Annotated in this window: 1 protein-coding gene; it reads left to right on the forward strand. The window is 63.9% G+C overall.

The window, feature by feature from the left end; genetic code table 11:
• The first annotated feature begins 115 nt into the window (after nt 1–115).
• Nucleotides 116–19,255 carry an Ig-like domain-containing protein gene (locus SWE17_RS04505; protein ID WP_322991911.1) on the forward strand — a complete coding sequence of 6,380 codons (19,140 nt, stop codon included), beginning with the start codon at nt 116–118 and terminating at the stop codon, nt 19,253–19,255.
• The last annotated feature ends 48 nt before the right edge of the window (nt 19,256–19,303 follow it).

Here is a 19,303-nt window from a genome sequence, read left to right on the forward strand (position 1 = left end):
CTTTTTCACTTGATCATCCAAGGTTCGATGAAGTAAAGGTTTTGGAGTTCCCCTCAAATTTTGTTGAAACATGCGTCAGTGCTTTTGACGCGAAGCTTTGCCTGAGAGATAGAACATGACCGTGATTGCCCAAGCCTCCGCCAAAAAAATACTCTTGTTGGCCAAGTCCAGCCGCAGCACCAAAAACGAGCAAAGCTACAGCGTGAATCCTGGTGATGGCGATGCCGGCACACCGGTTCGCATCCAGGCCGAAATGGCCACCCGATACGAGCTGCGCGACCTCAAAAGCGAGCGTGCCCCTGAAAAAGTGCGCGCCAAGCGCGTGGGCCGTGACCTCGAAATTTACTTTGAAGGCTCGGTCAAAGCCGACATCATCATCGAGCAGTACTACGACGAAGCCATCGTCGAGTTCCCCAAAGACAGCCTGACTGGCCGCTTGCCCAAAGGCGACATCAGCGTTTACGTGATCGACGAAGGCACCCGCCCCGCGCTGACCACCTTGATTTCGGAAGTGACGCCCATCACCTTGGTCGAAAACGTGGTTTGGTTCAACCCATGGTGGTTGGCGGGCGGTGCGGGCTTGGCCGCTGCCGCTGGCGGTGGTGGCGGTGGTTCTGGTGGCAACGCTCCGGTTATTACAGCGCCTCCACCGGCCGTTGTTCAGCTCACCGCTCAGTTGGCATCCGCAAGCGACACGGGCGCGAGCAACACGGACAAATTGACCAACGTGAGCCGCCCCGTTCTCGAAGGCACGGGCACGGCTGGTGACACCATCACCGTCAAAAACGCCGCAGGCCAAGTTATCGCTACCACCACCGTGGCTGCTGACGGCACTTGGCGTGTCACCCCTGTTCTGCCTTTGGCAGAAGGTCTGAACACCCTCAGCATCACGGCCACCAGCCCAGCCGGTACCGTCAGTCCTGCCGTGCCGCTGCCCATCACCATCGACACCGTGGCACCCACAGCACCTGCAGCGGCGCTCGCAGCCAGCAGCGACACCGGTGTGGTGGGCGACAGCATCACCTCAGACACCACGCCCACCATCACGGGCACAGGCACGCCTGGCGACACCATCAAGCTCTACGCGCCCGATGGCACCACTTTGCTGGGCACTGCTGTGGTCGCGCCCAACGGCAGCTGGAGCATCACACCCGCAGCAGTGCAGCCTCTGGGGCTGAACAATTTTGTGGTCACGGCCACCGATGCAGCAGGCAACACCAGCGCGCCTGCCACCTTGCCGGTCACGATCATCGCCGGCACTCCGCCTGATTTGATTGTCCAAGGCAGTGTGGCCGCAGGACCTGTGTCTGACGGAGCGGATGTGTTCGTCTACGACAGCACGGGCACTTTGCTGGGCCAATCGGTTATTGCTGACAACGGCACTTTCCGGGTCGTGCGTGCGGGCATGGGTGACTACCGGGGCACTGTGCTGGTCAAGGTGGTCGATGCGAACGGCGTGGCTACCAACTACCTGGACGAAGTCAGCGCTTCGCCCAAGTCGCTTGACACCGCCTTGCGCGCCATGGGCGTGGCCGAGGTGGGGTCCGCCCAATTTGTGGTTGTGCCTGCCACCTCCACACTGACCATCCACATCACCCCCATCACCGAGTTGGCCGTTCGCAAAGCAGTTGGTGTGAGTGCAGATGTGCCGCCCGCAGCCTCTGTCGTCCTGGCCACCAATGCTGCTGTCGCGAAAGCCTTCGGCTTGGCGGGTGTGGACATCACCGCCACAGCCCCCACCACCACCAACAGTGGCAGCTTCAACGCTGCGCCCTTGGTGCAGCCCAACGGCAGTGTGGCCCTGACCGGCGACCTCAAATACGGTTTGGCCCTGGCCAAACTCTCGGGCGTGGACAGCAACACGGGCAGCCTGGCCAGCAGCCTGAATCAGCTGACCGCCAACATCGACGTCAGCACCGGCAGCCTCAACTCGGCAGGGGCCACCTTGGTCGATGCAGGCCGTCAAACCGCGTTGAACGCCCTCAAGGCTGCACCCACCACCGCTGAAAAAACCTTCACCCAAGACACCCAGCTCAACCGCTGGCTGCTCGGCGAGGTGCTGGTTACCAGCCAAACGCCCAGTGGCTCCAATGTGGCCGTCACCGGCACGGCTCTGCCGCTGTCCACCGTCACCGTGACCTTGCCAAACGGCACCACCGTTCAGGCCGCAGTCGATGCCAGCGGCCGCTTCAGCGTCAACTTGCCCGCATCGGTTGGTACGGCCACTTTGCCCTTTACCGGCAGTGACGGCTTGGTTCAACCTGCTGCAATCCCCTTTGCCTTGACGCCTGTTACCCCACCGGCCCCGCCTGCGCCACCAGCACCGCCCGCTGTGCCCACAGCTCCGGCCGCCGACATGGCCGCAGCCAGCGACAGTGGCGTCAGCGACACCGACAACATCACCAGCGACAACACGCCCACCATTGCCGGCACAGGCACTGCCGGTGACACCATCACCGTGACCATGCCCGGCACCGGCGAAGTGCTTACCACCACCGTGGCCTCCAACGGCAGCTGGAGCGTCACGCCCACGCAGCCGCTGGCCAATGGTGCCGCCACCGCCAGCGTGACCGCGAGCAATGTTTCTGGCACCAGCCCAGCCACACAAGTTCCCATCACGATCGATGCCGCAGCGCCAATCGTCCCTACGGTCAGCGCACTCACCAGCAACACACTCACGCCCACAATCACGGGTACAGCGGTGGTGGCGGCAGGCGAAACTTTCACGGTCACCGTTCACGGTGCCACCTACGCCGTGACGCCCAACGCGCAAGGTCTCTGGTCTCTGGATCTGGCATCGGCCATACCCACCAGCGGCACGCTGGGCACCTTTGTAGACGGTAACAACTACAGCGTCACCGCCACCACCACCGACGTCGCTGGCAACACCAGCATCGACACCTCGGCCGGCGAGCTGACCATCAACACCAGTGCACCCAGCGTCACACTGCCCGAAGCCCCCAAAGGCGTGAACGCCACTGAAGTCAGCAGCAACACCGGCACGCCCTTGGTCATTCGTTTGCCCCAAAACGCGCAAGATGGTGACACGGTCAACAGCGTGGTCACCAAGCCCGATGGCACCACGCTCACATTGACCACGGTCTTGAGCCAGGCAGACATCGATGCAGGCAGCATTGAACAAATCATCTTGACGGCTGATCTGACAGTCAACGGTGTCTGGAACACCAGCACCACCATCACCCCCAATGGCGGCTCTGCAGGTCCCGCCGCCCCTGGCAGTTTCACGCTCGACACCGTGGCCCCCGCTGCCCCTGCGGCTGATGTGGCCGCCCTCAGCGATACCGGCACCAGCAACACCGACAACCTGACGACCGACACCACGCCCACCATCAGCGGTGCCGGCGCCACGCCCGGTGACACCATCACCGTGACCATGCCCGGTACAGGCGAAGTGCTCACCACCGTGGTGGCCGTCAACGGCACCTGGAGCGTCACCCCCACCCAAGCCTTGGCCGAAGGTCCTGGCAACGTGAGCGTCACCGCTACCGATCCGGCGGGCAACACCAGCGCGGCCACCACCGTTGCGTTGGTCATCGACGCCACTGGGCCAGCTGCCCCTGCGGCCGATGTGGCCGCTGCCAGTGACACCGGCACCAGCAGCACCGACAACATCACCCGCGACACCACGCCCGAGATCAGCGGTACAGGCACTGCAGGCGACACCATCACCGTCACATTGCCCACCGGCGAGGTGCTCACTGCGGTGGTGGCTGGCAACGGCAGCTGGAGCGTCACACCCCCCCAAGCGTTGCCAGAAGGCACCACGAATGTGAGCGTCACCGCCACCGACCCAGCGGGCAATGTCAGCGCACCAGCCACCGTGCCCGTGACCATCGACACCACACCCCCTGCGCCACCTGCAGCCGATTTGGCCGCTGGCAGCGACACGGGCACCAGCAACACCGATAACATCACCACCGACACCACGCCCACCATCACGGGCAGCGGCACGCCCGGCCACACCATCAAGCTGTACGCACCCGATGGCGTCACCGAGTTAGGAACTGCCACGGTCGCCAACGACGGCACTTGGAGTATCACACCCGGAGCGGCGCAACCAGAGGGCCTCAACACCTTCAAGGTCACCGCCACCGACTCGGCAGGCAACACCAGTGCCCCGGCCGATGTGCCTGTGACCATCGACAACACCGCCAACGTTCCCACGGTGGTGCCCACACTGGGCAACACCCTCACGCCAGTGATCACCGGCGGTGCCAACCTGGCCCCGGGCGAAACCCTCACCGTCAACGTGGGCGGCGCCACTTACGCTGTGGTGCCCGATGCCCTAGGCACTTGGACTTTGAACCTGGCCACCGCCACGGCGGTCACCGGCACACTGACCTTGGCCAACGGGACCCACAGCGTGACCGCCGTCATCACCGATGCCGCAGGCAACGTGGGCACCGACATCAGCACGAACGAACTCGTCATCGACACCGGTCGCATCGCGGTCAGCTTGCCTGAAGCGCCCTTGGGTGTGAACGCAGCCGAAGCCGCCAGCGCAGGCGGCACGCCCGTCGTCTCTCAGTTGCCAGTGGGTGCCGTGGCCGGTGACGTGGTCACCACCACCGTCACCAAGCCCGGTGGCGGCACGCTCACCTTGACCACCACGCTCAGCGCCGCAGACATCCTGGCGGGCCGCATCAGCCAGCTGATCCCGAGCAGTGAGCTGTCCAACGTCAACAACGGCGCTTGGACCACCAGCACCACCCTTGACCACAACGGTGTGCCTGGCACAGCCACGCCCGGCGGTTTCACGCTCGACACCGTGGCACCGGCCGCACCAGCGGCCGATGTGGCCACCCTCAGCGACACCGGCAGTAGCAACACCGACAACAACACTTCAGACCACACCCCCACCATCAGTGGTACAGGGGCCACACCGGGCGACACCATCACCGTCACCATGCCCACGGGTGAAGTGCTCAAAGTCGTGGTTCCTGCCGGTGGCAACTGGAGCGTCACGCCCACCCAACCCTTGCCAGACGGCGCAGCCAATGTGCTGGTCACCGCCACCGACCCCGCAGGCAACACCAGCGCACCGACCACGGTGGCGCTCGTCATCGACACCGCCGCACCCGCAGCACCGGGCGTCGCCATTCCTGAAGCGGCAGGTGGCGTGAGCGCCGCAGAAGCCGCCAACGGCGTGCAACTCTCAGTGACACTGCCGGCAGACGCCCGCGTGGGCGATGTGGTCACCACCGTGGTCACAGCACCCAACGGCACGACCAGCACCCTCACATACACCGTGTTGGCGGCCGATGTATCCACTGCCAATGGCGGCACCGCCATCGGCAGCGGGCCCTTCACCGTCACGCAAACTGTGCCGCTTCTGACACTGCAACCTGCAGGTGCCAACACCGCCTACCTGGATGGCGACTGGACCACCCGTTCCACGCTCACCGACCCCGCAGGCAACGTCAGCCCCGCCATGGCCGATGGGTTCACACTCTCGGCCACGCCGCCCAGCATCAGCATCGCCACCGTCGCGGGCGACAACACGGTCAACGCCGCAGAGGCCAGCGGCGCCTTGCCCGTTGCAGGCACCACCACGGCCGAGCCAGGCCAAACCGTGACCGTTCAACTCGTGAACGGTGCCACCGTGCTGGGCACCTACACCGCCGTGGTGCAAGCCAATGGCAGTTACAGCCTGAACATTCCCGCTGCCGATTTGCCCGCAGACGGTTCGTACACCCTCAAGGCCGATGTGTCGAATGCCGCAGGCACGCCTGCCTCGCAGGCCAGCCGTGCGCTGACCGTTGACACCACCGCGCCAGTCATCACCATCACCAGCATTGCAGGTGATGCCATCGACCCCACCCACCTCACCGGCGAGTTCAACGCCGCCGAGCGCGGTGCGTTGACTTCCAACGCCGTCACCACACGCCCGGTCATCAGCGGCACGACCGACGCTGAGGTGGGCCAAACCATCACCCTCACGCTGGACGGACAAACCTACACCACCTCCGTTCAAAACGGAGGCGTCTGGACCTACACGCTCAGCAACGCCGATGCGCTCGGCCTGAACCACGGCAGCACCTACGCCATCACCGCGACAGTCAGCGACGTGGCGGGCAACACCGGCACCGGCACCGACACCGACAACGGCTTGGTCGTCAACACTGCGGCCCCTGACATCCCGACCGTGGTCGAGCAATACACCGCGCTGCACACGCCCACCATCATCGGCCGCGCCATGAAAGACGCGGGGGGCAACACCTACATCAACTTGGCCAACGGTGACGTGCTCACCGTGACGGTGAACAGCGCCACCTACACCCTGACGGTGGGCGGCACCAGCAGCCCCGCAGGTTTGACTTACACCAACGGCACTTGGAGCTTGCTGCCCGCCAGCATCCCCAACGGCCACTACGAAGTCGCTGTCAGTGTCACCGCCGGTGGCATCACCAAGACCGACATCTCCAACACCGAGCTGCACATCAACGATGTGCCCCCCGCCATCACCCTCAACCCCATCAGCGACGGGACCCTCAACGACGCTGAAAGCACCCAGCCCCTGCCCATCACCGGCACCACCGATGCGCCTGTGGGCGCCACGGTCACACTCATCCTGGATGGCCAAACCTATACCGCCGTGGTGCAAGCGGGTGGCATTTTCAGCGTGACCGTGCCCGGCGCGGCTGTGGCCGCCATCGCCGATGGCACCCAAACTGTCAGCGCCAGCGTGGTCAACGCCTATGGTGTGACGGGCAATGGCACCCAAAGTTTCATGGTCGACACCACCGCACCTGGTGCGGCCACCGTGGCCATTCCTGAAGGCACCCTGGTCAACGCTGCCGAAGCGCTCAGCTCGGGCGGCACAGCCCTCAACATCACACTGCCCGCTGGCTCGCAAGTCGGCGACGTGGTCAAAAGCGTGGTCACTGCACCGGATGGCTCCGTGCAAGTGCTCAGCACCACGCTCACTGCCGCCCACATCACGGCCGGCAGCATCAGTCAGCTCATCCCCACCTCGGCGCTGACGGTCGACGGTGCTTGGACCAGCTCGACCACCATCACCGACACCGCTGGCAACACCGGCCCATCCAGTGCGGGCGGCTTCACCCTCGATACCACTGCGCCTGCTGCGCCCTCGGGCATTTTGAACAGCGCCAGCGACACGGGCTTGGCGGGTGACAGCACCACCAGCGACACCACCCCCACCTTGAGTGGGGCAGGGGAGCCCGGCGACACCATCACCGTCAAAGACGCTGCGGGCAACGTCATTGCCACGGCCACCGTGCAAGCCGATGGCACCTGGAGCGCCACACCTACAGCCGCATTGCCAGAAGGCCTCAATGCCTTGAAAGTCACGGCCACTGACCCGGCGGGCAACACCAGTGCCCCGGCCGACTTGCCTGTCACCATCGACACCATGGCCAACGTGCCCACGGTCGTACCCACTTTGGGCAACACACTCACGCCCGTGCTCACCGGCGGTGCCAACCTGGCCCCCGGCGAAAGCCTCACCGTGACTGTGGGCGGAGCCACTTATGCCGTCACGCCCAACGATCAAGGGGTCTGGACACTCAATCTGGCCACCGCCACGCCCACCAGCGGTGCATTGTCCTTGGCGACGGCCAACACCTACAACGTCACTGCTGTCATCACCGACGCCGCAGGCAACGTGGGCACCGACGTCAGCACCGGCGAGCTCAGCATCGACGTCGGTCGCATCGCCGTCAGCTTGCCCGAAGCATCGAATGGCGTGAACGCCGCAGAAGCCACCAGCGCGGGCGGCACGCCTGTGGTGTCTTCGCTGCCATCTGGCGCTGTGGCCGGCGACGTGGTCACCACCATCGTCACCAAGCCCGGTGGCGGCACACTCACGCTCACCACCACGCTGAGCGCCACCGACATCGTCGCGGGCACCATCAGCCAGATCATCCCCAGCAGCGAGCTGACCAACGCCAACAACGGCGCTTGGACCACCAGCACCAAGCTCAACAACGGCACAGCCACGCCCGGCAGTTTCACCCTGGACACGGTGGTCCCCGCAGCGCCAGCGGCTGACGTGGCCGCCGCCAGCGACACCGGCAGCAGCAGCACCGACAACAACACCAGCGACAACACGCCTGTCATCAGCGGCACAGGCGCCACACCCGGCGACACCATCACCGTCACCTTGCCCACGGGCGAAGTGCTCGAAGTGGTGGTGCCCGCCAATGGCAACTGGAGCGTCACACCCACCCAAGCCTTGCCCGACGGCGCGGCCAACGTGTTGGTCACAGCCACTGACCCCATGGGCAACACCAGCGCCGCGACCACCGTGGCCTTGGTCATCGACACCACCGCCCCCGCTTCTCCAGTGGCCGATGTGGCCACCCTCAGCGACACCGGCTCCAGCAGCACCGACAACCTGACGCGCGACACCACGCCCACCCTCAGCGGCACCGGCACGGCAGGCCATGCCATCACCGTGACCCTGCCCACCGGCGAAGTGCTCAACACCGTGGTGGCGGGCGACGGCACCTGGAGCGTCACACCCACGCAAGCCCTGCCCGAGGGCAGCGCCAACGTCAGCGTTACCGCCACCGACTTGGCGGGCAACACCAGCGCCCCAGCCAACGTGGCGCTTGTCATCGACACCCAGGCCCCCGCAGCCCCAGCAGCCGATGTTCTGGCCACCAGCGACAGCGGCCGCAGTGACATCGACAACATCACCCGCGATGACACACCCACCATCGGTGGTGGTGGAGCCACGCCTGGTGACACCATCACCGTCACCATGCCCGGCACTGGCGAAGTCTTGACCGCCTTGGTGGCTGCAGACGGCAGTTGGTACGTCACACCCACTCAAGCTCTGGCCAACGGCACCGCCCAAGTCAGCGTGACCGCCACCGACCCGGCGGGCAACGTGAGCCCCGCCACCCTGGTGCCGGTGACCATTGACACCACCGCGCCCACAGCGCCTGTGGCCGACGTGGCCGTAGAAAGCGACAACGGCGCCAGCAACACCGACAACCTGACCAACGACACCACCCCGACCGTCCGTGGCACGGGCAGTGCAGGCGACACCATCACGGTGACCTTGCCCACCGGCGAAGTGCTCACCACCGTCGTGGCCAGCGACGGCAGCTGGAGCGTCACACCCACCCAGGCCCTGCCCAGTGGCGTGGCCAGTGTGTCGGTCACCGCGACCGACGTGGCGGGCAACACCAGCCCCGCTTCGACGGTGGACTTGACCATTGACACCTCAGCGCCCGCTGCGCCAACGGTGACCACCTCTCTCACCTCAGACACCACGCCTGTCCTCCGAGGCACGGCCAGCGTGCAGCCTGGTGAGACCCTCACCGTCACCGTCAACGGTGCCACCTACACCGTGGTGCCCGACGCCCAGGGCCAGTGGCGCGTGGACACCCAAACGGCTGTGCCCACCAGCGGCACTTTGGCCCCGTTTGCCAACGGCCAGACCTACAACGTCACGGCCACCACCACCGACGCTGCAGGCAACAGCACCAGCGACGTCAGCACGGGCGAACTGTCCATCGACACCAGCCTTCCCGCCACCCCCGCAGACCCTGACTTGACCGCTGCAACCGACACTGGCGCGAGCGATACCGACAACCTCACCAGCAACAACACGCCCAGCTTCGCCGTCACGGCGCCCCCTGCAGGCGGCACACACATCTTGTATGTGGATGGTGTGGCCGTTGCGGCCACTTATGCCAACGGCGTGCTCACACCCAACAGCGCCTTGCCTGATGGCCCGCACACCATCACCTACGCCGTGCAAGTGGGCAGCTTTGTCAGTGAAACCAGCGGTCCATTGGCCATCGTCATTGACACCGCTGCCCCGGCCACGCCACCAGCCCCCGACCTGACATCGGCCACCGACAGCGGTGGCAACACCAGCGACGACGTCACCGGAAACAACCGACCTGACTTCGCCGTCACGGCCCCGCCTACGGGCGGCAGTGTGGTGTTGTTGGTCGACGGTGTGGCGGTTGCGGCCACCTACGACCCCAACACCGGCACCATCACGCCCAACAGCCCCTTGGCCGACGGCGTGCGCGCCATCAGCTACCAGCTGGTGGACGCCGCTGGCAACACCAGCAGCGCCAGTGCCGCACTGTCGGTCACCGTCGACACGGCAGCTCCGGCCACACCCGCCGCGCCCGACATGACCGCCGCCACCGACAGCGGCGTCAACACCGACAACCTGACCAGCGACACCACGCCCAGCTTTGCTGTGTCTGCGCCGCCCGCTGGCGGCAACGTGGTGCTCTATGTCGATGGTCTGGCCGTTCCCGCCACTTACGCCAACGGCGAAGTCACGCCCCTAGACCCTTTGCCAGCCGGCGCACACACCATCACTTACGCCTTGGTCGATACCGCTGGCAACACCAGTGCCGCCAGCCCCAGCCTGGCCATCACCATCGATGCCACGGCGACAGCCGCACCCACAGTCGCCATCCTAGAGGCCACAGACGGCGTCATTGCTGCTGAAGCCGCCGATGGCGTTGCGCTGAGCATCACGCTGCCCGCAGGGGCCGCTGTGGGCGACGTGGTCACCACGGTTGTGGCAGGCCCAGGTGGTGCCACCATCACCCTGACGACCACCTTGAACGCGGGACACATCACCGCCGGCAGCATCAGCGAGACCATCCCCTACAGCACGCTGCATCCTTCAACCAGCTACCTGGATGGTGCTTGGACCACCAGCACCACCTTGACCGATGCGGCAGGCAACACCAGCCCCGCCGATACCGATGGTTTCAACTTGGCGGCCAACACCCCCACCGTGACCATTGGCAACGTGGCGGGTGACGACACCGTCAATGAAGCCGAAAAATCTGGCGCTGTGGCCGTGGGCGGCAGCGTGACTTTCGTTGAAGCGGGTCAGACGGTAACTGTCAAACTGATGCAGGGCAGCACCGAACTGCGCAGCTACACCGCTATCGTGCAGCCCGACGGCACTTACACCCTCAACATCCCGGCAGCGCACCTGCCTGCTGACGGCAGCTACACCCTGACCGCCGATGCCACCAACCTGGTGGGCACGGCCGCAACACAAGCGACCCAAGCGTTGGTGTTGGACACCACCGCGCCTTCCATCAGCGTCACCAGTGTCGCTGGCGATGCCGTCACAGGTTCGCAAAACGGCACCTTTGGCGTCAGCGAGCGCGGCTTGCCTAACGTCACACCAACCACTTCGCCAGTGATCAGCGGCACCACCGATGCTCAAGCAGGGGGCACAGTCACCTTGACGTTAAATGGTCAGGTTTACACCACAACCGTGGTAGCTGGCACCGGTGCAAATCCAAATACTTGGACCTACACCTTGTCGGACGCCGACGCCATTGCCTTGAAACATGGCAGCACCTACGCCATCACCGCCAGCGTCAGTGATGCGGCGGGCAACACAGGGAGAGACACCGATAACGGCGTAGTGGTTGACATTGCTATGCCAGACACACCGACCGTCGTCGAGTTGTACACCGACAGCAGCACGCCCACCATCACTGGCAGCGCTAGAAAATACGATGGAACCAATTACATCAACCTTGCCAATGGCGACATCTTGCAAATCGCAGTAGCAGGGCAAACCTACAGCCTGGTCATCGGCGGGAGTTCTTCACCCGCAGGCCTCACTTATGCCAGCGGGACGTGGTCCTTGGTCATTGGTGCAAGCATCGCCGCTGGAGATCACCATGTCAACGTGACAGCCAACACCGGCGGCACTTTGAGTGGTAGCACCATTACGGGCGGAGCAACCAAAACCGACATCAGTTCATTAGAGCTGCACATCAACAACAGCCCGCCCACCATCATGCTGAACACTATCAGCGGCGGCACGATCAATTTGGCTGAAGAGACGCAGGCGCTGCCCATCAGCGGCACAACCAACGCGCCTGTGGGGGCCACGGTCACCGTCAACATCGGTGGCAACAACTACACCACCGTGGTGCAAGCCGACGGTACCTTTACCGTCACCGTGCCTGGCACGGCTGTCGCAGCCTTGGCCGACGGTACCCAAACCGCCACCGCCAGCGTCACCAACCGGTATGGCGTGACCGGCACCGACACCGAAACAGTGCTGGTGGACACCACGGCGCCGACAGCACCCCCTGCCGATGTGGCCACAGCCAGCGACAGCGGCAGCAACACCGGCGACAACATCACCAACGACACCACGCCCACCATCAGTGGCACGGGCACCGACGGCGATGTCATCACCGTGGTCATGCCGGGAACAGGCGAAGTCTTGACCGCTACGGTCACAGGGGGCGTGTGGAGCGTGACGCCCACACAAACCCTGGCCAACGGCACGGCCGACGTGCGTGTCACCGCCACCGACACGGCTGGCAACACCAGCCCGGTGACCTTGGTGCCCGTCACCATCGACACCACGCCGCCTGCGGCGCCCGTCGTCACCCCGCTGGTCACCGGCGACAGCCGTCCGATCATCACCGGCACGGCCACCATGGCCAACGGCGACACCCTGCAAGTGACCGTCAACGGCGCCACCTACAACGTGACCGTGACCAACGGCGCCTGGACGCTCGACACCTCGTCGGCCACGCCGGTCAGTGGCGCTTTGGGCACCTTCACGGCGGGCCAGACCTACAGCGTCACTGCCACCGTGACCGACTTGGCGGGTAACACCCGCAGCGACACCAGCAGCGGTGAAATCAGCGTCGTGACCTCCTTGTTGGCGGGCCGACTCGACGCCAGCAGCGACAGCGGCATCAGCGGCGATGCCCGCACCAACGACACCACGCCCACCTTGAGTGGCACTGGCAAGCCGGGTGACACCATCCGCCTCTTCGCAGCCAATGGCTCCACCGTTTTGGGCACCACCGTGGTGTTGGCCGACGGTTCTTGGGTCATCACGCCCACCACCGCCTTGGCGCAAGGCTTGCAGAACCTGAGCATCACCGCCACCAGCCCCTCGGGCAGCGTGACCGGCCCCGCCACGGTGCCTGTGACCATCGACACCGCCAGCACCATCACCATCACCAGCGTGGCCGGCGATGCCGTGGCCGCTTCTGGCAACGGCACCTTCAGCATTGGCGAGCGCGGCATCAACGGCAACGACTACACGCTCAGCACCACGGTGGCCACGCCACCTGTGGTCAGCGGCACCACCGACGCCGATGTAGGCAGCACCGTCACCCTCACGCTCAACAGCAGGACCTACACCACCACCGTGCAAACTGGTGGCACTTGGTCTTACACCCTGAGCGACGCCGACGCCAAGCTGCTCAACCACGGCAACACCTACGCCATCACGGCCAGCGTGACCGATGCCGCCGCCAACACCGGCACCGACACCAACAATGGTGTGGTCGTCAACATCGCACCGCCCGATGTGCCCACGGTGAACAACCAGCAAAACATCACCACCTTGGTGCCCATCATCACGGGCACTGCCAACAAGATCAACAACTCGAATGCCACCATTGCGCTGGAGGGTGGCGATGTGTTGACCGTGGTGCTCAAAAACAATGCGGGTTCGACCTTGGCCACCTACACCCTGACCGTGGGGCCCAACGCGGTCACCACCGGCACGGGCGGTACAGGCGTCAACGCCAACACCGAGCTGAGCTACAGTAAAACCACAGGCACATGGACGTTGGGTGGAGTCGATGGCATTCCTGCCAACGTGTTCACCACTGCCGGCTCTTACAACGTCGACGTGACCACCACCGTGCCCAACGGCGGCAGTCCGCTTTCACGCAGCGACGTGAGCAGCGCGGAAATTTCCATCGTGCCGACGCCACCGACCATCAGCGCCAGTTTGTGGACACCCTCTGGCCCTGGCAACCTCAGCAGCCTGACCGGTGTGCAAGAGGCTTATTTCGACAGAAACAGCACCACTTTCAGCGCTGCTGGTGGCGTGATTGACAACCGCCTCTGGTACAGCGAGGCCAGCACCCCCACCAACACCGCAGGCACCGTAGTGCGTGTGCAATTGCCTTACAGCACAGGTGCGGTGCCAGCCGTGGCCGGTGACGTGATCCAACTGAACTGGGGCCCTGACACCACCACGCAGGTCACGCTGAGTGCCACCAACATCACCAACCACTATGTGGATGTGACGGTGCCTTACAGCGTGATCAGTGCGCAAAGCTTTGGCAGCGTCACCGTTAGCGCCAAGCTCTTGGTCACGGGTACCAGTTTGGAGGCCAGCTCGGCCACCTTGAACGCCACCTACTTCTTTGACTTGCCGCTGGCCAATACTGGCGGTGTGGCAGGTGATAACTTTGGCTACCGCATCAACGGTCGCCCCAGCGACAACATCGGAGCCAAGAGTGCAGGAAACGCGCCAGGCACAGTGATGGTCGGCGATGTGAACGGTGACGGCTTCGACGACATGGTGATTGGCGCTGGTCAAACCACCTACAACACCAGCGCAGCGGCTTTTGTGGTGTTTGGCAGTTCTGCACCGCAAAACGTGGACCTCTCCGCCATCGCTTTGGGCAACTCCACCCAAGGTTTCATGGTCGCCGGTCTGACTTCTGCTTATTCGGTCAGTTTGAACATCGACCACGGTGACTTCAACGGCGATGGTCTGGATGACATCAGTTTTGCGGGAACGGACTCCGGGCAATACATCGTCTATGGCCGCTCCAACAGCACGGCCACAGTGCAGGTCAGCAGCTTGACCACCACGGCCAACAGCAACGGCCTGAAGGTCAACGCCAGCATTGGTCTGAACAACCTTGGTGATCTCAACGGCGACGGCGTGCAGGACTGGGGCAGCGCGTTTATCGTGTCCATGTATTCGCAATGGAGAGAATTCCAAGCGCAGTACGGGGTGGCCGACGCTACCAGCATGACCATCCAAAACGGCGTGGGCAGTAATTTCCGCCTCAATAACAATGGGGGGACTACCACTGGCTATCAGGACTACGCCACCGGCGCCGATGTGAACGGCGACGGCTACACCGATTTGGTATTGCGTGGCACCTATGCCCAAGACGGTACCACCACCTACGCCTATGTATACTTCGGCAGCGCCTCGGGCTTGTCCACCGCTGCAGGCCAAAGTTACACAATTTCGGGTCTCGGGGGTTTGAATGGCCAAATGATTGGCACCGGTGACATCAACGGCGACGGCAAGGCCGACATGGTCATGTCGGTCAGTGGCCCTGCTGTGTACGTCAATTTTGGTAAGAGCACGTCAGCTAACTACAACATCACAGATCTCAACAGTGGCACCAGCAGCAATGGCTTCATGGTGCAAGGCGTGACAACGGGCACGCCCGACCTGTTCACCCAGGCCAGGGTGGTGGGTGACTTCAACGGCGATGGCTTGGACGACTTCGTGTTTGCCCAGCAGACCATGACCATCAACGGTGCCAATACCGGCGGTGGCTACCTGATCTACGGCAAGACCAGCTCCAGCACGGTGTTCATCACCGACCTGAAAGTGTCCGAGGGCTTCCGCATCGACGGCGTGTTGGGGGGCGACAAGGCCCTGACCGCTGTCTCGGGTGGTGGTGACGTGAACGGCGACGGCTTTGCCGACTTGATCGTGTCCTCTCCCAACGCCATCAGCAGCAGCAACAACGGGGTGGGCCAAGCCTCTGGCACCACCGCTGGTGGTGTGGACTACATCATCTATGGCGGCCCGAGCATCTTGAACCCCATGGTCTTCCAAGGCAGTCGGGGTGACCAGATCGGCACCGGGGCCAATGACACCCTGACCGGCACCAGCGGCAACAACCAGATCGTGGGCGGTCAAGGCAACGATACCTTGGTGGGGTCAGGCGGTGCTGACATGTTGGCGGGCGGTGCGGGCAGCGACGTGTTCGTTCTCAACGCCGACAACGTGCGGTCTTTGGCCGTGCGCATCGGTGTGGACACGCAAAACATCGCCCGCGTGGACGGCGGCGGCGGCATGGACACGCTGCGCTTTGCCGAGCCCCTGGTGCTGAGCTTGCAAAGCGCCCGCACCCGTTTGGAGAACCTGGAGCGTTTCGACTTGAATGCCACCGGAGGCACCTTGCAGATCGAAACCGGACTGGATCTGAACGCCACGGTGGGCGACTACAACCGCTTCAACACCACCAACGGCTGGACAGTCACAGGTACTGTCACAGGCTTTGACGGCTCGAGTAACTACTACCAGGTGGTGGTGGACGGCACCGCGGCCGACACCGTGCGCTTGGGCGCAGGCTTTGTCAAAGAAACCGGCAGCTTGACTTATGCGGGCAGCGTCACCACGGCCGGTGCTTACGAGGTGTACACCAGCGCCACCACGCGCAGCCAAGTGCTGGTCAAGCAGGGTGTACAAGTGGTGCCGGTGCTCTTGCCCGCAGCGGCCATCACGATGCCCGAGGCTGATTTGCTTTCGAGCTTTGGCTTCTTGTCGCTGGCCGAGGCGCAAGACACGGGCAACGCCAACAGCACCAGCAGCGTGGCGGGCACGCCAGTGCTGGTGTCTCTGGCTGGCCTGGGCGCGGCCGTGGGCGACGAGGTGCGTGTGAACTGGGAAAACCAGACCGCTGTGCTCTACACCCTCACGGCCGCAGACGTGGCTGCTGGTGTAGCCCGCGTGGCGGTGCCTGCCTCGGCCCTGCTGGCCGCTACGGCTGCGGGCACCAAAGAAACGGTGGGCATCACCGCCCAAGTGTTCAACGCTGTGGGTGTGCCACTCACCACTGTGGGTGTGGGCAGCGCAGCGGTCGACTTTGTGACCGCACCCACAGCGCCACCCCTGAACGCCCCGATCATCTCCAACGTGAACGGCTCCACCAGCGTCATGACGGGCTTGAGCGAGGTGGTCAACACCAACGTCATTTACCGCAGCGCTGCGCTCGACGGTGTGCAGGTCAACGTGGTGCTCAAGACCGCGGCTGCTGCTGGCGACTGGCTCAAGTTCACCTGGGGTAACCAGGAGTACACCTACAAGTTCACTGCTGCGGTGGCAATCAACACGCCAACCACCATCACCGTTCCTTACTCGGTGGTAGACGCGCAGGGCTTTGGCACCTTCAACGTGTCGGTCCAGCAGTTCAAGGCCGATGCCGTGAGCGGCACGGCCATCAGCGCGGCCAACACGGTCACCGGCGTGCGTTACGCCTTTGACATGCAGGCCAACGAGGGCACCACAGACGCCACACGGGGCTTCACCCTGGTGGGAGAGGCCGCCAACCACAACGCGGGATATGCCGTGTCGAACGCAGGCGATGTCAACGGCGACGGTTATGACGACTTCATCGTGGGGGCTCCCGGAGCTGCAGGCTACGCGGGTCGCAGCTATGTGGTGTTTGGTGGCAGCCAAGCGATCAACTCCTTGCAGCTGTCGCAGCTGACCGTAGTGGGCAACACGCGGGGCTTTGTCATCACCGGCGTGCCGGGCGATGGCATGAGCGGCGCTACCGTGACAGGGGGAGGCGACATCAACGGGGACGGCCTGGCCGACCTGGTGGTGGCCAGCAGGGCCAACTACACCATCAGTGCCGGTTGGTACCCGATGGAATACGCCAGCAGTGGAACCACGAGCGAAACTTATGTGGTGTTTGGCAAAACCAACACCACGGCGGTCAACCTCACGGCCCTGACAGCGGCCACCAACCTGACCAACACGGCCAGCGCTTTGGGCTTCAAGATCAACACCAGCGGCACCACACCGGCAGGTTGGAGTGTGAGCAATGCAGGCGACGTGAACGGCGACGGTTTGGACGACATGCTGGTGGCCAACCCCAACTACGGTTCACGCGACGGCCGGGCTTACCTGATTTACGGCAAGGCCTCGGGCGCGGCGGTGGAGGTGAGCAGCCTGCCCGCCATTGGCGCTAGCAACAGCGTGGGCTTCATGGTCACGGCCGACCAGCCCAGCAACAACCCTGCATTGACCACCATGGCCAGCGGTGACGTCAACGGCGACGGCTACAGCGATTTGGTATTGGGCGCATGGTTCCAGGGTTCTACTGGCGTTGGCCCTGGCGGCGCCTATGTGGTGTACGGCAATGCGACCAACACCTCACTCGACATCTCGACCTTGACCGCGGGTAGCAACACCCGGGGCTTCCAGATCATCGGCGAAGGCAACGCGGGCATCGACATCGCGGGCGTGGGCGACGTGAACGGTGACGGCTTGGCAGACGTGTTGCTGCAAGGCAACCAGGGCTTGGTGGGCGCGGGCAACACCACGCTCAAAGGCGCCGCCTGGGTGGCGTTTGGCAAAACCGACAACAACCCGATCAACGTCTCGTCCATCGAGGCCGGTGTGGGGGGCTTTGCCATTGGCTTGGGCTTGGACACCACCAACTACGGTGCGTATGCGGTGAGCAGCGCGGGTGACTTCAACGGCGACGGTTTGACGGACGTCATCGTCACCCACGCCAATGCGCCTTACGTCAACAACGGAGTGACCAACGCGTCTGCAGGTGCGGCTTACATTGTGTTTGGCAAAACCGGCACCGGCACTGTGCAGGTCACCAGCCTGGATGGCAGTGAGGGCTTCCGCATCGTCAACCCGTATATGAACGAACGCATGGGCGTTTCTGTCTCCGGTGGTGGCGACATCAACGGCGATGGTTTTGACGATGTGATCATCGGCAACCATTTGGGTGACACCACCTTGGCCGACGTTGGCAAGGTGTATGTGGTGTTTGGTGGCGTGAGCAACCAGCAGTCCACTGTGTTCCAAGTGAGCAATGGCGACCGCATCGGCACGGCCGCTGCAGACACCTTGACCGGCACCACTGGGGCCAACCAGTTGGTGGGCGGCTTGGGCAACGACACGCTTGTCGGTGGCGGCGGCGCAGACGTGCTGTACGGTGGTGCAGGCCACGATGTCATGCAGGTCAATGCCGACAACCTGGCCAAGCTGGCTTTGACGGGCACCAGCCAGAGCGTGATGCGCATCGACGGCGGTGGCGGCATCGACACCTTGAAGTTGGTCGGCACGGGCCTCACGCTCGACCTGGCCAACGTCAAGGGTGTCGCCATGCAAAACATGGAAAAAGTCGACCTGACCGGTTCGGGCGACAACACGCTGAAGCTGACCGCCCGCGATTTGCTGGAGAACTTCACCAGCGCTGACGTGTGGAACGCTGGCAACAGCAGCACTGGCAACCTCGGGCTCACCGTCAGGCGCAACCAGCTGATGGTGACGGGCAATGCCGGTGACGCAGTGGTGCTGACCGATTTGGCCAATTGGACGGCTGCGGGAGCAGTGATCACCATCAACAACAACACCTACACGGGCTACAACCACAACAGCCTGGCGGCGCAGTTGTTGATCGACACGGCACTGACGGTCTCTGCGACCTGACGCGCTGTGACTAGCGAGAGAGCCGCCTGGCTTTTGCTGGGCCGCAGG

Source organism: Limnohabitans sp. (assembly GCF_034680285.1).
Lineage (GTDB): Bacteria > Pseudomonadota > Gammaproteobacteria > Burkholderiales > Burkholderiaceae_C > Limnohabitans_A.

What these genes read in the sequence shown, in the direction of transcription:
- SWE17_RS04505 (WP_322991911.1), top strand. Translation starts at nt 116, where the DNA reads ATGACCGTGATTGCCCAAGCCTCCGCCAAAAAAATACTCTTGTTGGCC.